Here is a 14742-nt window from a genome sequence, read left to right on the forward strand (position 1 = left end):
ATGTGCGACATGGCCAGCGTCATCCATGACGCAGCCCATGACGCACCCATGACGCAGCCCCCAACCCCTGCGTCATGCGAAACCCCAGGTCACGGCCACCGCATGACGCTGATGACGCAATGACGCAGAAATCCCCACCTCGGACACACGCGCACCGCGAGAAGCCCCCGCCTCGCTCTCGTCAGCATCGACGCCCCCGCCCCGCCTGCCGAACCTGGAGGAACCGGCATGCCCGTGAAGGACCCGAAGCTCAAGCTCTCCGCCGTCCTCGAAGAGATCGACATGTCCCGATCCGCGTACTACCGGATGGTCGCCCTGGGGAAAGGCCCCAAGACCATGAAGTTGCCCAACGGCCAACTCCGTATTCGACGCAGCGCCCTCGACGCCTGGTGGGCCGCTCAGGAGCAGTCCTCCGCCGCCTGAACCGACCGCCGAAGTAGTACCCAGGAGCCCCGGCCAGTGCCGGGGCTCCGTCGTTTGGAGAGCATGTGCTGACGTACGACGTGAAGCTGTACACCATCCGTCAACGGCCCAACCGGAAAAAGCCGTTCGAGCTGCGCTGGAAGGTCGGGCCGAAGCCCCACTCGAAGAGCTACGTCACCAAGACCCTCGCCACCGGAAGGCTGGCCGAACTCCGAACCGCGATGAAGGATGGCGAGCAGTTCGACGTCGAGACCGGCTTGCCCGCGTCCGAACTGCGCGAGCTGACGCGACAGCAGAAGCAAGAATCCTGGTTCGACCACGCCAAGAAGTACGCCAAGGTCACGTGGTCGGGATCGTCCGCGAAGGAGCGTGCCGCGCGGGCCGATGGGCTCGCCACGATCACTCCGGCGCTCGTGACGGACCACCGAGGGGCACCGCCGGCGGCCGTGTTGCGGACGGCCCTTTCGTGCTGGGCGTTCAACTTCTCCGACCACCAGGGCGAGATCCCGGAGAGGTTCGCGGACGCGCTCGGCTGGATCGCCCGGAAGTCGGCGCCCGTCTCGCAGTTGGAGGACTCGGACACCCTCCGGGAGGCCCTGACGGCCATCACCCTCAAGCTGGACGGCAAGCGGGCGGCGGACAACACGATCAGGCGCAAGTACTCCACCCTCAGCGGCGCGATCGGGTACGCGATCGAGCGGAAGCTCCTCACGGCGAACCCCTTGAAGTCCGTGAAGTGGGAGCCGCCGGAGACGGACGACGAGATCGACTTCCGATATGTTCCGGCACCGCGGCAGGCACGCGAGCTGATCGAAGCGGTCCGGGCGCTCGGCCTACGCGGGCGTCATCTGGCCACGTACTACGGCTGCATCAACTGGGCCGCCATGCGGCCGGCCGAGGTTGCTCACCTCCGCTTGGCAGACTGCACGCTCCCGAAGACGGGGTGGGGCCTGATCGTGGCCCCCGGCAGCTCGCCCCGGGTCGGGTCGCGGTGGACTGACGACGGACAGTCCCATGAAGAACGCGGTCTGAAGCACCGGCCCCGTAAGGCCACCCGGGAGATCCCGATCCCGCCGGTGTTCGTCGGGCTGCTGCGGGAGCACGTGGACGAGTTCGGGCTGGGCCTCGACGGGCGCCTGTTCCAGGCCGCCGAGGGCGGGTTGGTCAGCACCAAGGAGACCTCGGAAGTCTGGAAGAAGGCCAGGGCGCTGGCGCTAAGCCCCGCGCAGGTGGACACGCCGTTCGCCGAGGTGCCGTACAGCCTCCGGGCCACCTGCGTGTCCGGGTGGCTGGCGGCCGGCGTCGACCCGGCGGAAGTCGCTCACCGGGCCGGCCACAGCATCACAGTGCTCTTCAAGTTCTACGCCAAGGTGCTCGACGGCCGGAAGGACCGCTCCAACAGCCTGATCGAGCGGTTCCTCGACCAGGAGTACGGCGGCGAGTAGGCCGCGCATCTGGCCCACGGCTGGCCCACACATGCTGACCAGACCCGGCACACAGGTGGGACAGCCCGGGACGGAATCGAAAAGGGCGGGTATCGGCTTGTTGCCGATACCCGCCCTGAGCTGGGTGTTCCTCACCAGCGGAGAGCGTGGGATTCGAACCCACGGTGACGGGTCACGCCACGACAGTTTTCAAGACTGTTCCCTTAGGCCGCTCGGGCAGCTCTCCAGGCGGAGGTCAGCCTAACGGGTCCGGCGGGGTTCGGTGCACACGTTTCCGCGCGCCCGGGGGGTCACGCCTGGTCGCCCTCGCGCTGGCCGAGGGTGACCTTGGTGTTGAAGGTCTGGCCGTTGCGGGTGTACTCGACGTCGACGGTCTCGCCGGGCTTGTGCGTCCAGATCCGGCTGACCAGGGCCGGGCCGTTGTCGATCGGCACGCCGCCGAGCTTGGTGATGACGTCGCCCGGCTTGAGGCCGGCCTTGTCGGCCGCGCCGCCGGGGGTGACGGCGGGCTGGCCCTGGATGTCCTTGGTCTGGATCTGCGCGCCGTCACCCTTGTAGTCGTCGTTGCGCAGCACGTCGAGCTTGGCGTAGACCGGCTTGCCGGTCTTGATCAGGGTGTCCGCGACCCACTTGGCCTGGTTGATCGGGATGGCGAAGCCCAGGCCGATGCTGCCGGCCCGGCCGTTGGCGGAGGCGTTGGACTGGATCGCCGAGTTGATGCCGATCACCGCGCCGCCGGAGTCGAGCAGCGGGCCGCCGGAGTTTCCGGGGTTGATCGAGGCGTCGGTCTGCAGGGCGTTCATGTACGAGGCCTGCGAGCCGGTCTCGTCGCCGGAGGCCACCGGGCGGTCCTTGGCGCTGATGATGCCGCTGGTGACGGTGGACTCCAGGCCGTACGGCGCGCCGATCGCGACGGTGGCGTCACCGACGTTGACCTTGTCGGAGTCGGCCAGCGGCAGCGGGGCCAGCTTGCTCTTCGGCGGGTTGTCGATCTTGACCACGGCGACGTCGTAGCCCTCGGCGTGGCCCAGCACCGAGGCGCCGTAGGAGGTGCCGTCGGCGAACTTGACGGTCAGTTTGCCGCCGCTGAGGGCGGGCGCGACCACGTGGTTGTTGGTGAGGATGTGGCCCTCGGTGTCGAAGACGAAGCCCGTGCCGGTGCCCGACTCGCCGTTGCCCTGCGCCTTGATGGTGACGACGCTGGGCAGCGCCTTCTGCGCGATGGCGGCGATCGAGCCGGGGGCGGGCTCGTTCTTCTGGGTGTCGCTGGCCTGCACGGTGGTGCTGCGGTGGTCGTTCGCGGAGCTGCTGCTCTCGGCGCGGTCGGCGACGCTCACGCCGAGCGCGCCGCCGGCCACACCGGCGACCAGCGCGACGGCCGCGATCAGGGCGACCAGGCCGCCGCGCTTCTTGCGCGGGCCGCCGGGGCCGGCCGGACCGCCGGAGTGGTCCGCCGGGTAGCCGAGCGGGCCCGCCGGGCCACCGGGGTAGCCCGCGCCGCCGGAGGTGGAGTCGTGGGCGGGGCCCCAGCCGCCGAGCGGCTGGCCGGCCCCGAAGGGGTGGTGGCCGTGGGCGGCGGGGGCGGCGGGCACGGCCGGAGCGGCGCCGTACCCCTCGTGCGCACCGGCGGCCGGGACGCCGTGGGTGGGGGTGGTGTACGGGTTGCCGGCCGGCGGCAGGGCCGGGGCGGCGGGCGCGGCGGCCGGGGCCACCGGAGCCTGCGGGGCGGGCGGCAGGACCGGCGGCGGCGCGTCGATGTAGCCGGTGGCCGGGTCGACGGCCGGCTCCTCGGCGGCCGGCGTGGCGGGCGCCACGGGCGCGGCGGGGGCCTCCGGTGCGGGCACCTTGGTGAAGGCGACGGTGGGCTTGTGCCCGCCCTCGGCCGGAACGCCCCCGGCCACGACGCCCTCAGCCGCGACACCCTCGGCCGCGACGGCGTCGACGGGCGGCGCCGCCTCGACGACAGCGGCCTCGACGGCGCCCGACTCCGGCTCGGGCACCCGACGGAAGGCCATGGTCGGCTTGTGCCCGCCCTGAGCGGGGCCCTCGGAAGCGGACTCGGCCGCCCCCAGGCCCGCGGGCTGCTCCCCCTGCGGCCCGGTGGGCCCAACCTCGCGCTCGGTGCTCACGGACGACCTCCATAGCTGGCAGAACCAAGGACCATAGTTTTTCGCACTGACGATTCGATTGCCGTAAGGACCCCTCTGAAGAACTCATAAGAATCCTTAGCCGGCACCGACACCGACACCGCACCGGCAGCGAACCGGCTCCTGCACCTGCACCGACGCCGGTACCGACGGCCGAGGCTCCCCTCCCCCGCCGGGCGTCCCGCGATGCGGACCGCACGCCCTCGGCCTTGGGCGTTCGGCCCCGTGCCGGTTAGCCTGTCGCTCCAAACTGACACGCGGGAGCTTGGACCCACCAGGCTGAGAGTGCGCATGTCGACCGTACGCCACACGAGTGACGGACGTTCGAGGGGGCGCTGACCGCCGGAACCTGTCCGGGTAATGCCGGCGTAGGGAGTATCGGCCATGCCGCCTGCTTCGCCATCCTCTTCTTCGGGCGCGACCGCCGTCCTGGAACGCCCCGACCACGTCGAAGCACCCCTGGTCCTGGACACCGAGCCGCCGCGCACGCTGCGGTTCCGGGACCACTTCGCGCTCTGGATGAACCTGGGCGTCAGCCTGATCGGCTTCTCCACCGCCGCCACCGTGCTCGGAGCCCCCGGCAGCGAGCTGTCGCTGGCCGCCGCGGTGACCGCGATCACCGTCGGTACGGCGGTCGGCACCGCCATGCTCGGCGTGGCCTCGCTGATCGGCGCCCGCACCGGCGCCCCCGCGATGGCGAACCTGCGCGGGCTGTTCGGCACCCGGCTGTCGTACCTGCCGACGGTGCTGAACATCGTGCAGTGCATCGGCTGGGGCGTGTTCGAGCTGCTGACCATCTCGGCGGGCGCGCAGACCGTCGCGCACACCACCGGCTACCGCTGGCTGTTCGTCCTGCTCGCGGGCGCGCTGACCACCGCGCTGACGATCTGGCCGCTGGGCTCGATCGCGGTGCTGCGCCGCTTCGTGGCCGGGGCGGTCGCGGTGGCGATGGTGTACTTCACCGTCCAGCTGGGCCGCCAGGGCGTGCCGGACCCGGGGGCGGGCAACTGGCACGGCTTCCTGGGCGCCACCGACGCGATGATCGCCGTGTCGGTCTCCTTCGTCCCGCTGGCCGCCGACTACACCCGGCACTCGCGCACCCCGCGCTCGGCGTTCTGGGGCAGCTTCTCCGGCTACACCATCGCCCAGGTCTGGTGCTACGTGCTCGGCCTGATGGCGCTGCTGCAGTCGGACGGCGACCCGACCCGGATCTTCGACTCCTTCCTCGGGGTCTGGGCCGGCTGGCTGTTCCTGCTGGTGCTGGTGCTGCGCGAGACGGACCAGTCCTTCGCCAACGTGTACTCCACGGCGATGTCGGTGCAGAACCTGCTGCCGAAGGTGGACCGCCGGGTGCTCTCCGGCGCGATCGGCGCGCTGACCACCGTGCTGGCGCTGCAGATCGACGAGTTCACCGACACGTACTACGGCTTCCTCGGCCTGATCGGCTCGGTGTTCGTGCCGCTGCTGGCGGTGCTCGCGGTGGACTACTTCCTCGGCGCCGGCCGGCGCGGCTGGAACCTCTCCGCCGACGCCCCCTCCCGCTGGCTGATGCTGCTGCCGTGGGCGCTGGGCTTCGCGGTCTACCAGTTCATCGCGCCGACCAAGGTGGCCGACTGGTGGACGGACTTCTGGACCTCCGCCCAGGAGTCGCTGCACTTCACCCCGCAGGAGTGGACCTCCGCCTCGCTGTTCGCCTTCCTGGTGCCCGCCCTGGTCACCTGGGCGCTCGCCCCGCTCTCCCGGCGCGCCGTCCGGCACTGAGCGGACCCGCCCTCCCGCGCCGGAGGAACCGGCGCCGGGACGGCCCCGCGGACCGGAGACGGCCCCACGGGTTGGGGCCGTCTTTGTCCGTGCTTCACCTGCGCCGCCTATCGTTGGGCCCGTGACCAGCCCAGACCTGTCCTCGCCGACGGCGCGCACCGTGCCGCCCGTCCAGGTGATCGCCCACCGCGGTTCCTCCCACGCCCTGCCCGAGCACACCCTCGCGGCCTACCGGCGCGCGCTCGAGGAGGGCGCGGACGCGCTGGAGTGCGACGTCCGGGTCACCGCCGACGGCGTGCTGGTCTGCGTGCACGACCGCCGGATCGGCCGGGTCTCCGACGGCCGGGGCACCGTCTCGGCGATGACCCTCGCCGAGTTGGAGGCCCACGACTTCGGCGCCTGGAAGACGGGCCGCCCCAGCGTGGACCCGGAGCTGCGCGGCGTGCTGCGGCTGGACCGGCTGCTGGAGCTGGTGGTGGAGTGCGGCCGCCCGGTGGACCTGGCGATCGAGACCAAGCACCCGGTGCGCTTCCGCGGCCGGGTGGAGGCCCAGCTGCTGCGGACGCTGGAGCGGTTCGGGATCGGCGCGACCCGGGACGGCGACCGCCCGTCCGCCCGGATCATGAGCTTCTCCTCGGTCGCGCTGAACCGGGTGGCGGCCGCGGCGCCGCAGTACCGCCGGGTCTTCCTGTTCGAGCGGACCCTGCCCCTGCTCGGCCGGCTGCGCGAGGGTTCGCCGCTGCCGGGCGGGGCGCGGATCGCCGGCCCGGGCATCGAGCTGGTGCGGGCCCGCCCGCAGCTGGTGACCAGGCTGCGGGAGCTCGGCCACGAGGTGCACGTGTGGACGGTGGACGAGCCGGCCGACGTCGAGCTCTGCCTGGAGCTCGGGGTGTCCGCGATCATCACCAACCGGCCCGCGGAGGTGCTGGCGCAGCTCGGCCGGTGATCCGCCGACGCACCGGAGGCCGCGCCCGTCGCCGTTCCGATCGCCCGTTTCGATCGCCCCGTTTCGATCACTCCGATCCGATCACTCTGGTCGGCAGTCAAACCTTCCTTGCTCGAAATTGCCGGAATTCTTGCATCCGGGCGACGGAGGGTGAGCACGGAATGACCTGATGTCGACCGTCGGTCGCCGCACTCGAAATGGCCCCGCGGGATCGTCCGGTGCTCGTTTCCGACGCATTACCAAGGGGCATCTCTCCCTCGGCATACGCTGAAGGAGGTCCGGGGGTGGCGTTGATGGTGGCGCGTGAAGTGCCGACTTCATCGACCATGGCAGTGCCGCACGGCCCAGCGAGTGTCGGGGTCGCACGGCGCCGACTGCGTCGAGATCTGGGTGACCGGCAGATACCGGAACCGGTCATCGATGATGCTGTTCTGATCCTTTCCGAGCTGTTGAGCAACGCCTGTCGGTACGCCCGTCCGCTCGGCCCGCTGCCGGCCCTGGGCCGCAGCGCCCGGGCCGAGGTGCTCGGGCAGGTGCTGGTCGGCGTCCCCTCCGGGACGCACGCCGCGCGGGGCGGCCGGGAGTCCGCCGAGGGCTCCGGCGAGCCGGACGGCGGGGTGCTGGTCCGCTGGCAGATGCACGCCGACGGGGTGCTCACCCTGGAGGTCACGGACGGCGGGGCGGCCACCCGGCCACTGCCCGCGAGTCCCTCGCTGACCTCGCGCGGCGGCCGCGGCCTGAGCATCGTCGACCAGTTGGCCAGCGACTGGGGCGTGCGCGACGCCCCCGGCGAGGTCACGGTCTGGGCGGCGCTGCCCGCCCGGGCCCGGCACGCCCGGCGCACCGGAGGCGATGCCCGTAGCGCGTGAGCCGGGCGCGGGGAATGTGTCGTTAGGCTTCCCGGGAACACAGGACCACCGTTCCCGGGAGAGCCGCAGCATGGGCAAGAAGGCCGCCAAGAAGGCGCCGCAGCGCCAGTCCACCACCGTCGTCACGGGTGAGATCCCCGTCGTCGGAGCCCGCGAGGACTGCCCCTGCGGCTCCGGCCGCCGGTACAAGGCGTGTCACGGCCGGGAGGCCTCGCACGCGGTGCAGGAGCTGGTGCACCGCCCGTTCGAGGGTCTGCCCGGCGAGGCCGACTGGGTGGCGCTGCGCGAGCTGGTGCCCGCCGCCACGGTTCCGCTGACGCTGGCCGCCGGCGTGGCCGAGGGCGCCACCGGTGACGTCCCGTCGGTCACCCTGGCCACCGTGCTGCCGCTGGCCTGGCCGGCCCTGCGCCGCCAGGACGGCTCGATCCTGCTCGGCCTGCAGACCCAGTCCGCCTCCGGCGACCTCAGCCGCGACCTGGCGGACGCCCTGGAGCTGGCCCTGGCCACCGAGCCGGGCAGCCCGGTGCCGGCCCGCCGGACCGTCCCGGGCGGGCGCCGCCTGCAGGACCTGCTGGACACCACCGCCGCGTTCACGCCCACCGTGCACGCCGGCTTCGAGTTCTGGCTGGAGGACGCGGAGGCCGCCACCGGCGAGGTCGCCGCCTCCCTGGAGCGCGCCAACGCCTCGGCCATCCCGACCGAGAAGCTCGCCGGCGTGGACTCCGCCTACTGGTGCGGCACGCCGGACAAGAACCACCTGCGCTGGGTGATGACCGTGCCCGAGGAGCAGCTGCTGGACGCGCTGGCCCGGCTGGACGCGGCCGGCGAGGCCTCGCTCGGCACGGACACCCGCCTGGTCGGCTCGTTCCGCGCGCACGGCCTGACCGTGCCGGTGTGGGACCTCCCGCTCGCGATGACCGCCGCCGACTGCGAGAAGCCGGCCGCCGAGTTCGCCGAGCGGCTCGCCGCCGTGCTCGCCGACGGGACCCCGCTGACCGCCGAGGAGCGGCGCGCCCGCGCGAACCTGGTGAACCGTCAGGTCACCCTGAACTAAAGCGCGCAGGATCCGCGTGATACGCGTCACATTGTCGCGGTGAACGCGCAATTTCCGGGCGTGGAGGGCGTCTTGGAAATTGGCGCGGGCGCGGATCCTTGTTACTGTCTAAAGAGTCCGGCCGCTGGTGCATCCCCCGTCGCCAGCGGCCGGATCTTTTGTTTTTCCGGAGTGCCCCGGTGAAGACCCCCGCGAAGGCCCCGGCGTGGACCCCTGCGCGGGCCCCCGCGAAGGCCCCGGGCCCCGGCGGTCCTCAGTAGGCCGAACGGCCGCTGTCCAGCCGGACCGTCGCCTCCACCAACTCCCCCAGCAGCGGCCCGACCTGCGGCAGCCAGACCCCGCCGCCGACGCCCGGTCGCGGCGCCAGCACCCAGCGCACCCGTCCGGCCGCGCCGCCGGGCGGCAGCGCCAGGAAGCCGCCCGGCCCGTGGTAGCGCAACGAGCCCGGCACCCAAGGGAGTTGGGCGAGCATCTCGCCGAGAACATCCAGTGAGTACGGGGCCACCAGCAGCGCGTAGCGGCCCGGCATCGCCAGCACCGGCCCGAGCGGCAGCCGCAGCGCGCTCAGGTAGACCAGCGCCCGGGCACCGGCCGCCGCGGGCAGGCTGACCGCCGAGACCGTGGAACCGGTGGCGGCCAGCACCGGCGCGTCCGGGCTCTGCCGCTCCCACCACCAGCGCACCATCCGGGCGTCCGTGGTGGCGGCCAGCAGCGAGGGGTCGTGGGGGTGCGCGCCGGGGACGGTGCAGTCCAGGTCGCCGCAGGAGCAGCGGCCGTCGCGCAGCACGGTGCCCGGCACCACGGGCCAGCGGTGGTCGACGGCGGCCGCCAGGGCCGCGGCCAGCCGCGCGGAACGCTCCTCCGACCGGCTCTTCGGGTTCTCACGCATGGCGCTCGTTCCTTTCCCTGACCGCTCGGTTCGCTCCGCCCCGCCGGCGTCCGTCGGGATCCTCGGCGCGGGCCCGCCGCGGCACGGCCCCCGGGCGGCGCGGCGCGGGGCGGGCGGCGAAGGCGGACGGCGCGGCTACGACGTGGAGCAGGTGTGGAGCACGACATGAAAGGGCCGCGCACCGGCACAGCCCTTGGAACGAGAATCCCGTACGCGACGGATTGACGCCGCCCGGGCACGCTTGGTTCCACCGTACGAGTGAGAGAGTTCCGGCCAGCCCGGCTCACGGGCGGCACGGACATACGATCCGGACGGCCGCCCGGGCCGTCCTCCCGGTTCTGCCCGTTCGCGGCCCGCTCCATGCCTCCCGGCCCGAGCGGCGCGCGCACCGACCCCGCACGCCCCCCGACCGGGTCGCGATCGATGTGGAACGGGCCACCGCGTCGTCCTGGATCTGGACATGCCCCGAATGGCCTGTGTAGAAGTGGTGGCATTGCTGTCGATCAATGACGAGTAGTAGCGAATCGAGGCGAAACGCGCCCTAAGGCCGTGCTCGCTCCACATTGGCCGTACCTGGGGGTTTCGCATGGCACGTAGCACCGCGTCAGGAGTGACGGCATGAACGAGTCCCACCCGTCGGCGGCCCTCCCGTCGGCGACGACCGCCGAGCCGGGCGAACCCGGCTGCGCAGGCGGGCTCACCGTCCTCGACCTGCCGGACCTGACCGGCCCCGTCGACGCCCTCGACGGGGCCGTGGACGCCGCCCGCACGGCGCCGTCCGCCGCCGTGCAGGACCGTTTGGCCGGACGCCTGTCCGAAATCACCAGCCTGCACGAGCACACCGAGCGGCTCGCCCGCACCCGCGGCCTGGCGGCCACCCTGGACACCGTCCTGGCCTCCGGCGCCGCCCTGCTCGGCGCCCGGCGCGGCGTGCTGGTGACCAGGCGGCCCGGTGGCGGGCCCGGACAGCCGGTCGGCTTCGGCCTCGACCGCGCCAGCCTCGGCGCCCTGGAGACCGTCCCGACCGAACAGAGCCTGCTGGCCCGGCTGCTGCGCGAACGGGACCGGCCCGCACAGCTGCACTCCCGCGACCTCGCCGAGGACCCGGCCATCGGCGCCCGGCTGCGCGAACTCGCCGTCCACTTCGGCCTCGGCGGCGCCTACGGCCTGCCGCTCGCCACCGCCGAGGACGGCCCGCTCGCCGCCGCCCTCTGGTTCTACGACGAGCCCGCCGAACCGACCGGGTGCCAGCGCGAACTAGCCCGCCACTACTGCGAGATCGCCGCCCCGCTGCTCGCCAAGCAGCTGGAGGCGGACCGGATCTCGCGCACCACCGAGGCGCTGCGCCGCGGCCTGCTGCCGGACCGCCTCCCCCAGGCCGCCGGACTGCGGCTGGCCGCCCGGCTCGTCCCCGCCGGGCTGGAGCGCTCCGCGGGCAGCGACTGGTACGACGCGATCCCGCTGCCGGACGGCACCATCGGCCTCACCGTCGGCTCCGTCTCCGGCGACGGCCCCGGCGCGGGCCCCGGCTCCGCCCCCGGCGCGGCCGCCGCGATGGGCCGGGTGCGGGCCGCGCTGCGGGCGTACGCGGTGCTGGAGGGCGAGGACCCGGTGTCCGTCCTGGGGGACCTGGAGCTGCTGCTCAAGACCACCGAGCCGACCCGCAGCGCCACCGCCGTCTACGCCTGGGTCGAGCCCGAGGAGCGCCGGATCACCCTGGCCGGCGCCGGGCACTGCCCGCCGGTCCTGGTCGGCCGGCACGGCGCCGAGTTCGTCGAGACCTCGCTCTCCGCCCCGCTCGGCATGCTGACCTGCTGGGAGGCCCCCGGGGTGGAGTTCACCGCCGAGCGCGGCGACACCCTGCTGCTCTACACCGAGGGCCTGGCCCGCCGCTGCGGCCCGACCCTGCACGCCGGGCAGGCCAACCTGCGCCGGGCCGCCGCCGACGCCCCGCGCGACGTGCGGATCGACCCGGACCGGCTCTGCGCCCACCTGCTGTCCGTGTGCCCCGCCCCGGACACCACGGGCACGGCCACCGACGACCTGATGCTGCTGGCGGCCCGCTTCGAGTGACGGTTCGAGCCCGTGGGGGTCCCTCCCGGCCGAAGGCTGGGGGAGGACGGGCGGCCGGGCGTCCGTACCATGGACGCACGGCCGCCCGCGCGTGTCGCGATCCGACACCTCCCCCGAGGGGCGGCGGTACCACCCCCCAAGGAGGCGTTGCACGTGACCGAGGACCGTACCCCCGCGGTGGCCGAGAACCCCGAGGCCGACGGCGGCGAGGAGCCTGAGCAGCCCAAGGGCCGCAAGAACGGTCTCTACGGCGAGATCTCCGACGCGCTGGCCGCCTCGATGCAGTCCGGCTGGGCCGACACCGAGCTGCACGGCCTCACCCCGGTCGCCCAGGCCCCGTACGCCGCCGAGCGCCGCGCCAAGCTGTCCGCCGCCTTCCCCGGCGAGCGCCTGGTCGTCCCGGCCGGCAACCTGCGGGTCCGCTCCAACGACACCGACTACGCCTTCCGCGCCTCCAGCGAGTACGTCCACCTCACCGGTGACCAGACCGAGGACGCGGTGCTGGTCGCCGAGCCGACCGGCGAGGCCGGCCACGAGTTCCTGCTCTACCTGCTGCCCCGCTCGAACCGCGAGAACGGCGAGTTCTGGCTGGACGGCCACGGCGAGCTGTGGGTCGGCCGCCGGCACAGCCTGAGCGAGCAGGAGCAGCTGCTCGGCCTGCCCGCCCGCGACGTGCGCCAGGCCGCCGAGGAGCTGGCCGCGAAGGCCGCGGACTCCGCCGTGCCGACCCGGATCGTGCGCGGCTACGACGCCGGTCTGGAGACCGCGCTCGCCGACGCCCTGGACGAGGACGAGGACGCCGCGCTCAAGGAGTTCCTGAGCGGCCTGCGGCTGGTCAAGGACGAGTGGGAGATCGGCGAGCTGCGCGCCGCCTGCGACGCCACCGTCAAGGGCTTCACCGACGTGGTCCGCGAGCTGGGCCAGGCCGTCGCCACCTCGGAGCGCTGGATCGAGGGCACCTTCTGGCGCCGCGCCCGGGTCGAGGGCAACGACGTCGGCTACGGCACCATCGCCGCCGCCGGCCCCCACGCCACCACCCTGCACTGGGTGCGCAACGACGGCGACGTGCGCCCCGGCGAGCTGCTGCTGCTGGACGCGGGCGTGGAGACCCACACCCTCTACACCGCCGACGTCACCCGCAGCCTGCCGATCGACGGCCGCTTCACGGATCTCCAGCGCCGGATCTACGACGCCGTGTACGACGCCCAGGAGGCCGGCATCGCCGCGGTGAAGCCCGGCGCCCGGTTCCGCGACTTCCACGAGGCCTCGCAGCGCGTCCTCGCCGAGCGGCTGCTCGCCTGGGGCCTGCTGGACGCCTCGGCGTACGACGTCGAGAAGGTCCTGGAGCTCGGCCTCCAGCGCCGCTGGACCCTGCACGGCACCGGCCACATGCTCGGCCTGGACGTCCACGACTGCGCCCACTCGCGCCGCGAGGAGCACGTCGACGCGCTGCTGGTCCCCGGCATGGTGCTGACCGTCGAGCCCGGCCTGTACTTCCAGCAGGACGACCTGACCGTGCCGGAGGAGTACCGCGGCATCGGCGTCCGGATCGAGGACGACATCCTGGTCACCGCCGACGGCAACGAGAACCTCTCGGCCGGCCTGCCCCGCAGCGCCGAGGACGTCGAGGCCTGGATGGCCTCGCTCGCCTGAGCCACGCCCGAACCACGCCTGAGCCACGCCCGAACCACGCCCGGGCCGCACCCGGGCCGCGTCACGGTGAAGGGCCCGGCCTCCCGAGCAGTGGGAGGCCGGGCCCTTCGGCTTCGGTGCGGGCTCAGCCCTGGCTGTAGGGCTGGACCAGGGAGTCCGCGCTGTGGTGGCCGGCGGCCACCCCGCCGACCTCGATGGCCATCGGTCCGGCGTGCCGCGCCACCGCGACCCGGAAGGTGTACGAGACCGAGCTGCCCGGGAGGAGGTCCGCCAGCTCGGCCGGCTCCGCCCCGAGCCGGCCGTTGCAGTCCTGGACCGTCGTGAGGGTCTTCCACTCGTTGCCGACCTTCGCCTGCACCGTGACGTCCGACTCGGACAACCCCTCGCTGTTCCGGCCGGACAGGAACACCGACGGGTGCATCCGGGTGACGCCGTCCGGCGAGGTGAGCTTGTAGGAGAACTCGGTCGGGGCACCGCCGTAGACCAGCAGGGACGGCTCGGAGACCGACTTCACCACCGGACGGTGGGCGTCGACGACCTTGGCGGTCACCACGCTCTTCGGCATGTTCAGGTACGACCTGGAGTGCGGGGTCGGGGCGTCCGCCTCGACGGCGAGGCTGCCCGGGCGGTTGTCCACGGCGAGCGACATCCGGTACTCGACCGTCCGGCTCTCGCCCGCGGCCAGGGTGAAGGCGGCGTCGTCGCCCGTGCCCGCGTAGTCCATCCCGCCGCCCTGGCTCAGGGACGGCAGGGCCTTCCAGCCCGAGGCGTCCTTGCGCTCCAGGGTGCCCTTCGCCATCGACAGCATCACCTGGCACGGCGCGCCCTCGTACTGCTGGGTCGCCACCACCGGCGCCACCGCGCGGCTGCCCGAGGCGTCGTTGTTCCTCCAGGTCACCGAGAACGAGACCTTCTCGCCGACCTGGATCTTCTGGTTCTCGCGCAGGCCGTTGAAGGTGATGCCGATGCCGCCGGGCTTGGCGGGCGCCGGCTTGGCGGCGGTCGGCTTGGCCGGGGCCTTCACGGCGGGCTTGGCCCCCGTCCCGGCGGCCGCGGGGGCGGGGGCGGCGGGGCCGGGGGCCGCGGGAGCCTCGGCGGCCGGCGTGGTGGCGGCCGGGGCCGCCTCGGTGGTCGGCGCGGCCGGGGCGGGGGTGGTCGGGACGGCGCCCGCGCCGGGGGTGGCCGAGGAGGTGGCCAGCGGAGTGGCGGAGGGAGTGGAGGCGGCGACGGACGCCCCGCCGTTGGTCGGGCCGCAGGCCGCGACACCGACGGCGGCCACGATGGCCAGGGGGATGATCTTCGCAATACGGGCGATAACGGACGCGTTCATGTGACAGTCCCCCAAGGACACGTGGTGATGGTGATGGTGATCGGATGAGCGGGCGCCCGATGTCGCGCCCCGAGGAGCCGGCCCGAGCCCCCCGGCTCCGCCGGCTCGCTCTCCCCGCCTCTCACCCTGATAGACGTCCATCCCGGCGGGGG

At 73.3% G+C, this 14742-nt stretch carries 11 protein-coding genes, 1 tRNA gene and 1 riboswitch; of the genes, 8 read left to right on the forward strand and 4 right to left on the reverse strand.

Features of this window, described 5'->3' with window-relative positions; all coding sequences use genetic code 11:
- Positions 1-228 precede the first annotated feature (228 nt).
- The gene (locus tag ABZ449_RS26735; protein WP_360350781.1) at positions 229-423 is read left to right on the forward strand and encodes a helix-turn-helix domain-containing protein; all 195 of its coding nucleotides are present in this window, start codon (positions 229-231) and stop codon (positions 421-423) included.
- A 65-nt stretch (positions 424-488) separates the two neighbouring features.
- Positions 489-1868 carry a site-specific integrase gene (locus ABZ449_RS26740; RefSeq protein WP_360350783.1) on the forward strand — a complete coding sequence of 460 codons (1380 nt, stop codon included), beginning with the start codon at positions 489-491 and terminating at the stop codon, positions 1866-1868.
- 138 nt (positions 1869-2006) lie between these two features.
- On the opposite strand, the gene ABZ449_RS26745 is transcribed toward ABZ449_RS26740, so the two are convergent.
- Together ABZ449_RS26745 and ABZ449_RS26750 are read right to left on the reverse strand one after the other, a co-directional pair.
- A tRNA-Ser gene (locus tag ABZ449_RS26745) sits at positions 2007-2094 on the reverse strand.
- A gap of 64 nt (positions 2095-2158) precedes the next feature.
- Positions 2159-3997 carry a trypsin-like peptidase domain-containing protein gene (locus ABZ449_RS26750; RefSeq protein WP_360350786.1) on the reverse strand — a complete coding sequence of 613 codons (1839 nt, stop codon included), beginning with the start codon at positions 3995-3997 and terminating at the stop codon, positions 2159-2161.
- Between the two features lie 265 nt (positions 3998-4262).
- A riboswitch (TPP riboswitch) is annotated at positions 4263-4407 on the forward strand.
- Between ABZ449_RS26750 and ABZ449_RS26755 the strand changes: the two genes are divergently transcribed.
- The 4 genes from ABZ449_RS26755 to ABZ449_RS26770 all read left to right on the forward strand — a co-directional run bounded on the left by ABZ449_RS26755 (position 4400) and on the right by ABZ449_RS26770 (position 8645).
- Positions 4400-5776, forward strand: a complete 1377-nt coding sequence (locus ABZ449_RS26755; protein ID WP_360350789.1) for a cytosine permease — start codon at positions 4400-4402, stop codon at positions 5774-5776. It overlaps the preceding riboswitch by 8 nt.
- A 121-nt stretch (positions 5777-5897) precedes the next feature.
- Positions 5898-6722, forward strand: a complete 825-nt coding sequence (locus tag ABZ449_RS26760) for a glycerophosphodiester phosphodiesterase family protein (protein ID WP_360350792.1) — start codon at positions 5898-5900, stop codon at positions 6720-6722.
- A 449-nt stretch (positions 6723-7171) separates the two neighbouring features.
- On the forward strand, positions 7172-7591 hold the full coding sequence (locus tag ABZ449_RS26765) for an ATP-binding protein (RefSeq protein WP_360350794.1): 420 nt from the start codon (positions 7172-7174) through the stop codon (positions 7589-7591).
- Between the two features lie 70 nt (positions 7592-7661).
- Positions 7662-8645: a DUF5926 family protein gene (locus tag ABZ449_RS26770; protein ID WP_360350797.1), complete on the forward strand. Its 984-nt coding sequence runs from the start codon at positions 7662-7664 to the stop codon at positions 8643-8645.
- 253 nt (positions 8646-8898) lie between these two features.
- On the opposite strand, the gene ABZ449_RS26775 is transcribed toward ABZ449_RS26770, so the two are convergent.
- Positions 8899-9534, reverse strand: a complete 636-nt coding sequence (locus tag ABZ449_RS26775; RefSeq protein ID WP_360350800.1) for a bifunctional DNA primase/polymerase — start codon at positions 9532-9534, stop codon at positions 8899-8901.
- A gap of 618 nt (positions 9535-10152) precedes the next feature.
- Here ABZ449_RS26775 and ABZ449_RS26780 point away from each other — a divergent pair.
- Together ABZ449_RS26780 and ABZ449_RS26785 are read left to right on the forward strand one after the other, a co-directional pair.
- Entirely contained in the window at positions 10153-11607 is a 1455-nt protein-coding gene (locus tag ABZ449_RS26780; RefSeq protein ID WP_360350803.1) for a PP2C family protein-serine/threonine phosphatase, read from the forward strand.
- A 153-nt stretch (positions 11608-11760) separates the two neighbouring features.
- Complete coding sequence (locus ABZ449_RS26785; RefSeq protein WP_360350806.1) at positions 11761-13260, forward strand: aminopeptidase P family protein; 1500 nt, start codon at positions 11761-11763, stop codon at positions 13258-13260.
- A 124-nt stretch (positions 13261-13384) separates the two neighbouring features.
- On the opposite strand, the gene ABZ449_RS26790 is transcribed toward ABZ449_RS26785, so the two are convergent.
- The gene (locus ABZ449_RS26790; RefSeq protein WP_360350809.1) at positions 13385-14590 is read right to left on the reverse strand and encodes a hypothetical protein; all 1206 of its coding nucleotides are present in this window, start codon (positions 14588-14590) and stop codon (positions 13385-13387) included.
- Positions 14591-14742: the final 152 nt, after the last annotated feature.

Origin of the sequence: Kitasatospora sp. NPDC005856 (assembly GCF_040629945.1) — a bacterium.
In the GTDB taxonomy this organism is placed as follows: domain Bacteria; phylum Actinomycetota; class Actinomycetes; order Streptomycetales; family Streptomycetaceae; genus Kitasatospora.

Coding starts and splice junctions, on each gene's coding strand:
- ABZ449_RS26735 (WP_360350781.1), top strand. CDS start 229: ATGCCCGTGAAGGACCCGAAGCTCAAGCTCTCCGCCGTCCTCGAAGAG.
- ABZ449_RS26755 (WP_360350789.1), top strand. CDS start 4,400: ATGCCGCCTGCTTCGCCATCCTCTTCTTCGGGCGCGACCGCCGTCCTG.
- ABZ449_RS26770 (WP_360350797.1), top strand. CDS start 7,662: ATGGGCAAGAAGGCCGCCAAGAAGGCGCCGCAGCGCCAGTCCACCACC.
- ABZ449_RS26775 (WP_360350800.1), bottom strand. CDS start 9,534: ATGCGTGAGAACCCGAAGAGCCGGTCGGAGGAGCGTTCCGCGCGGCTG.
- ABZ449_RS26780 (WP_360350803.1), top strand. CDS start 10,153: ATGAACGAGTCCCACCCGTCGGCGGCCCTCCCGTCGGCGACGACCGCC.
- ABZ449_RS26790 (WP_360350809.1), bottom strand. CDS start 14,590: ATGAACGCGTCCGTTATCGCCCGTATTGCGAAGATCATCCCCCTGGCC.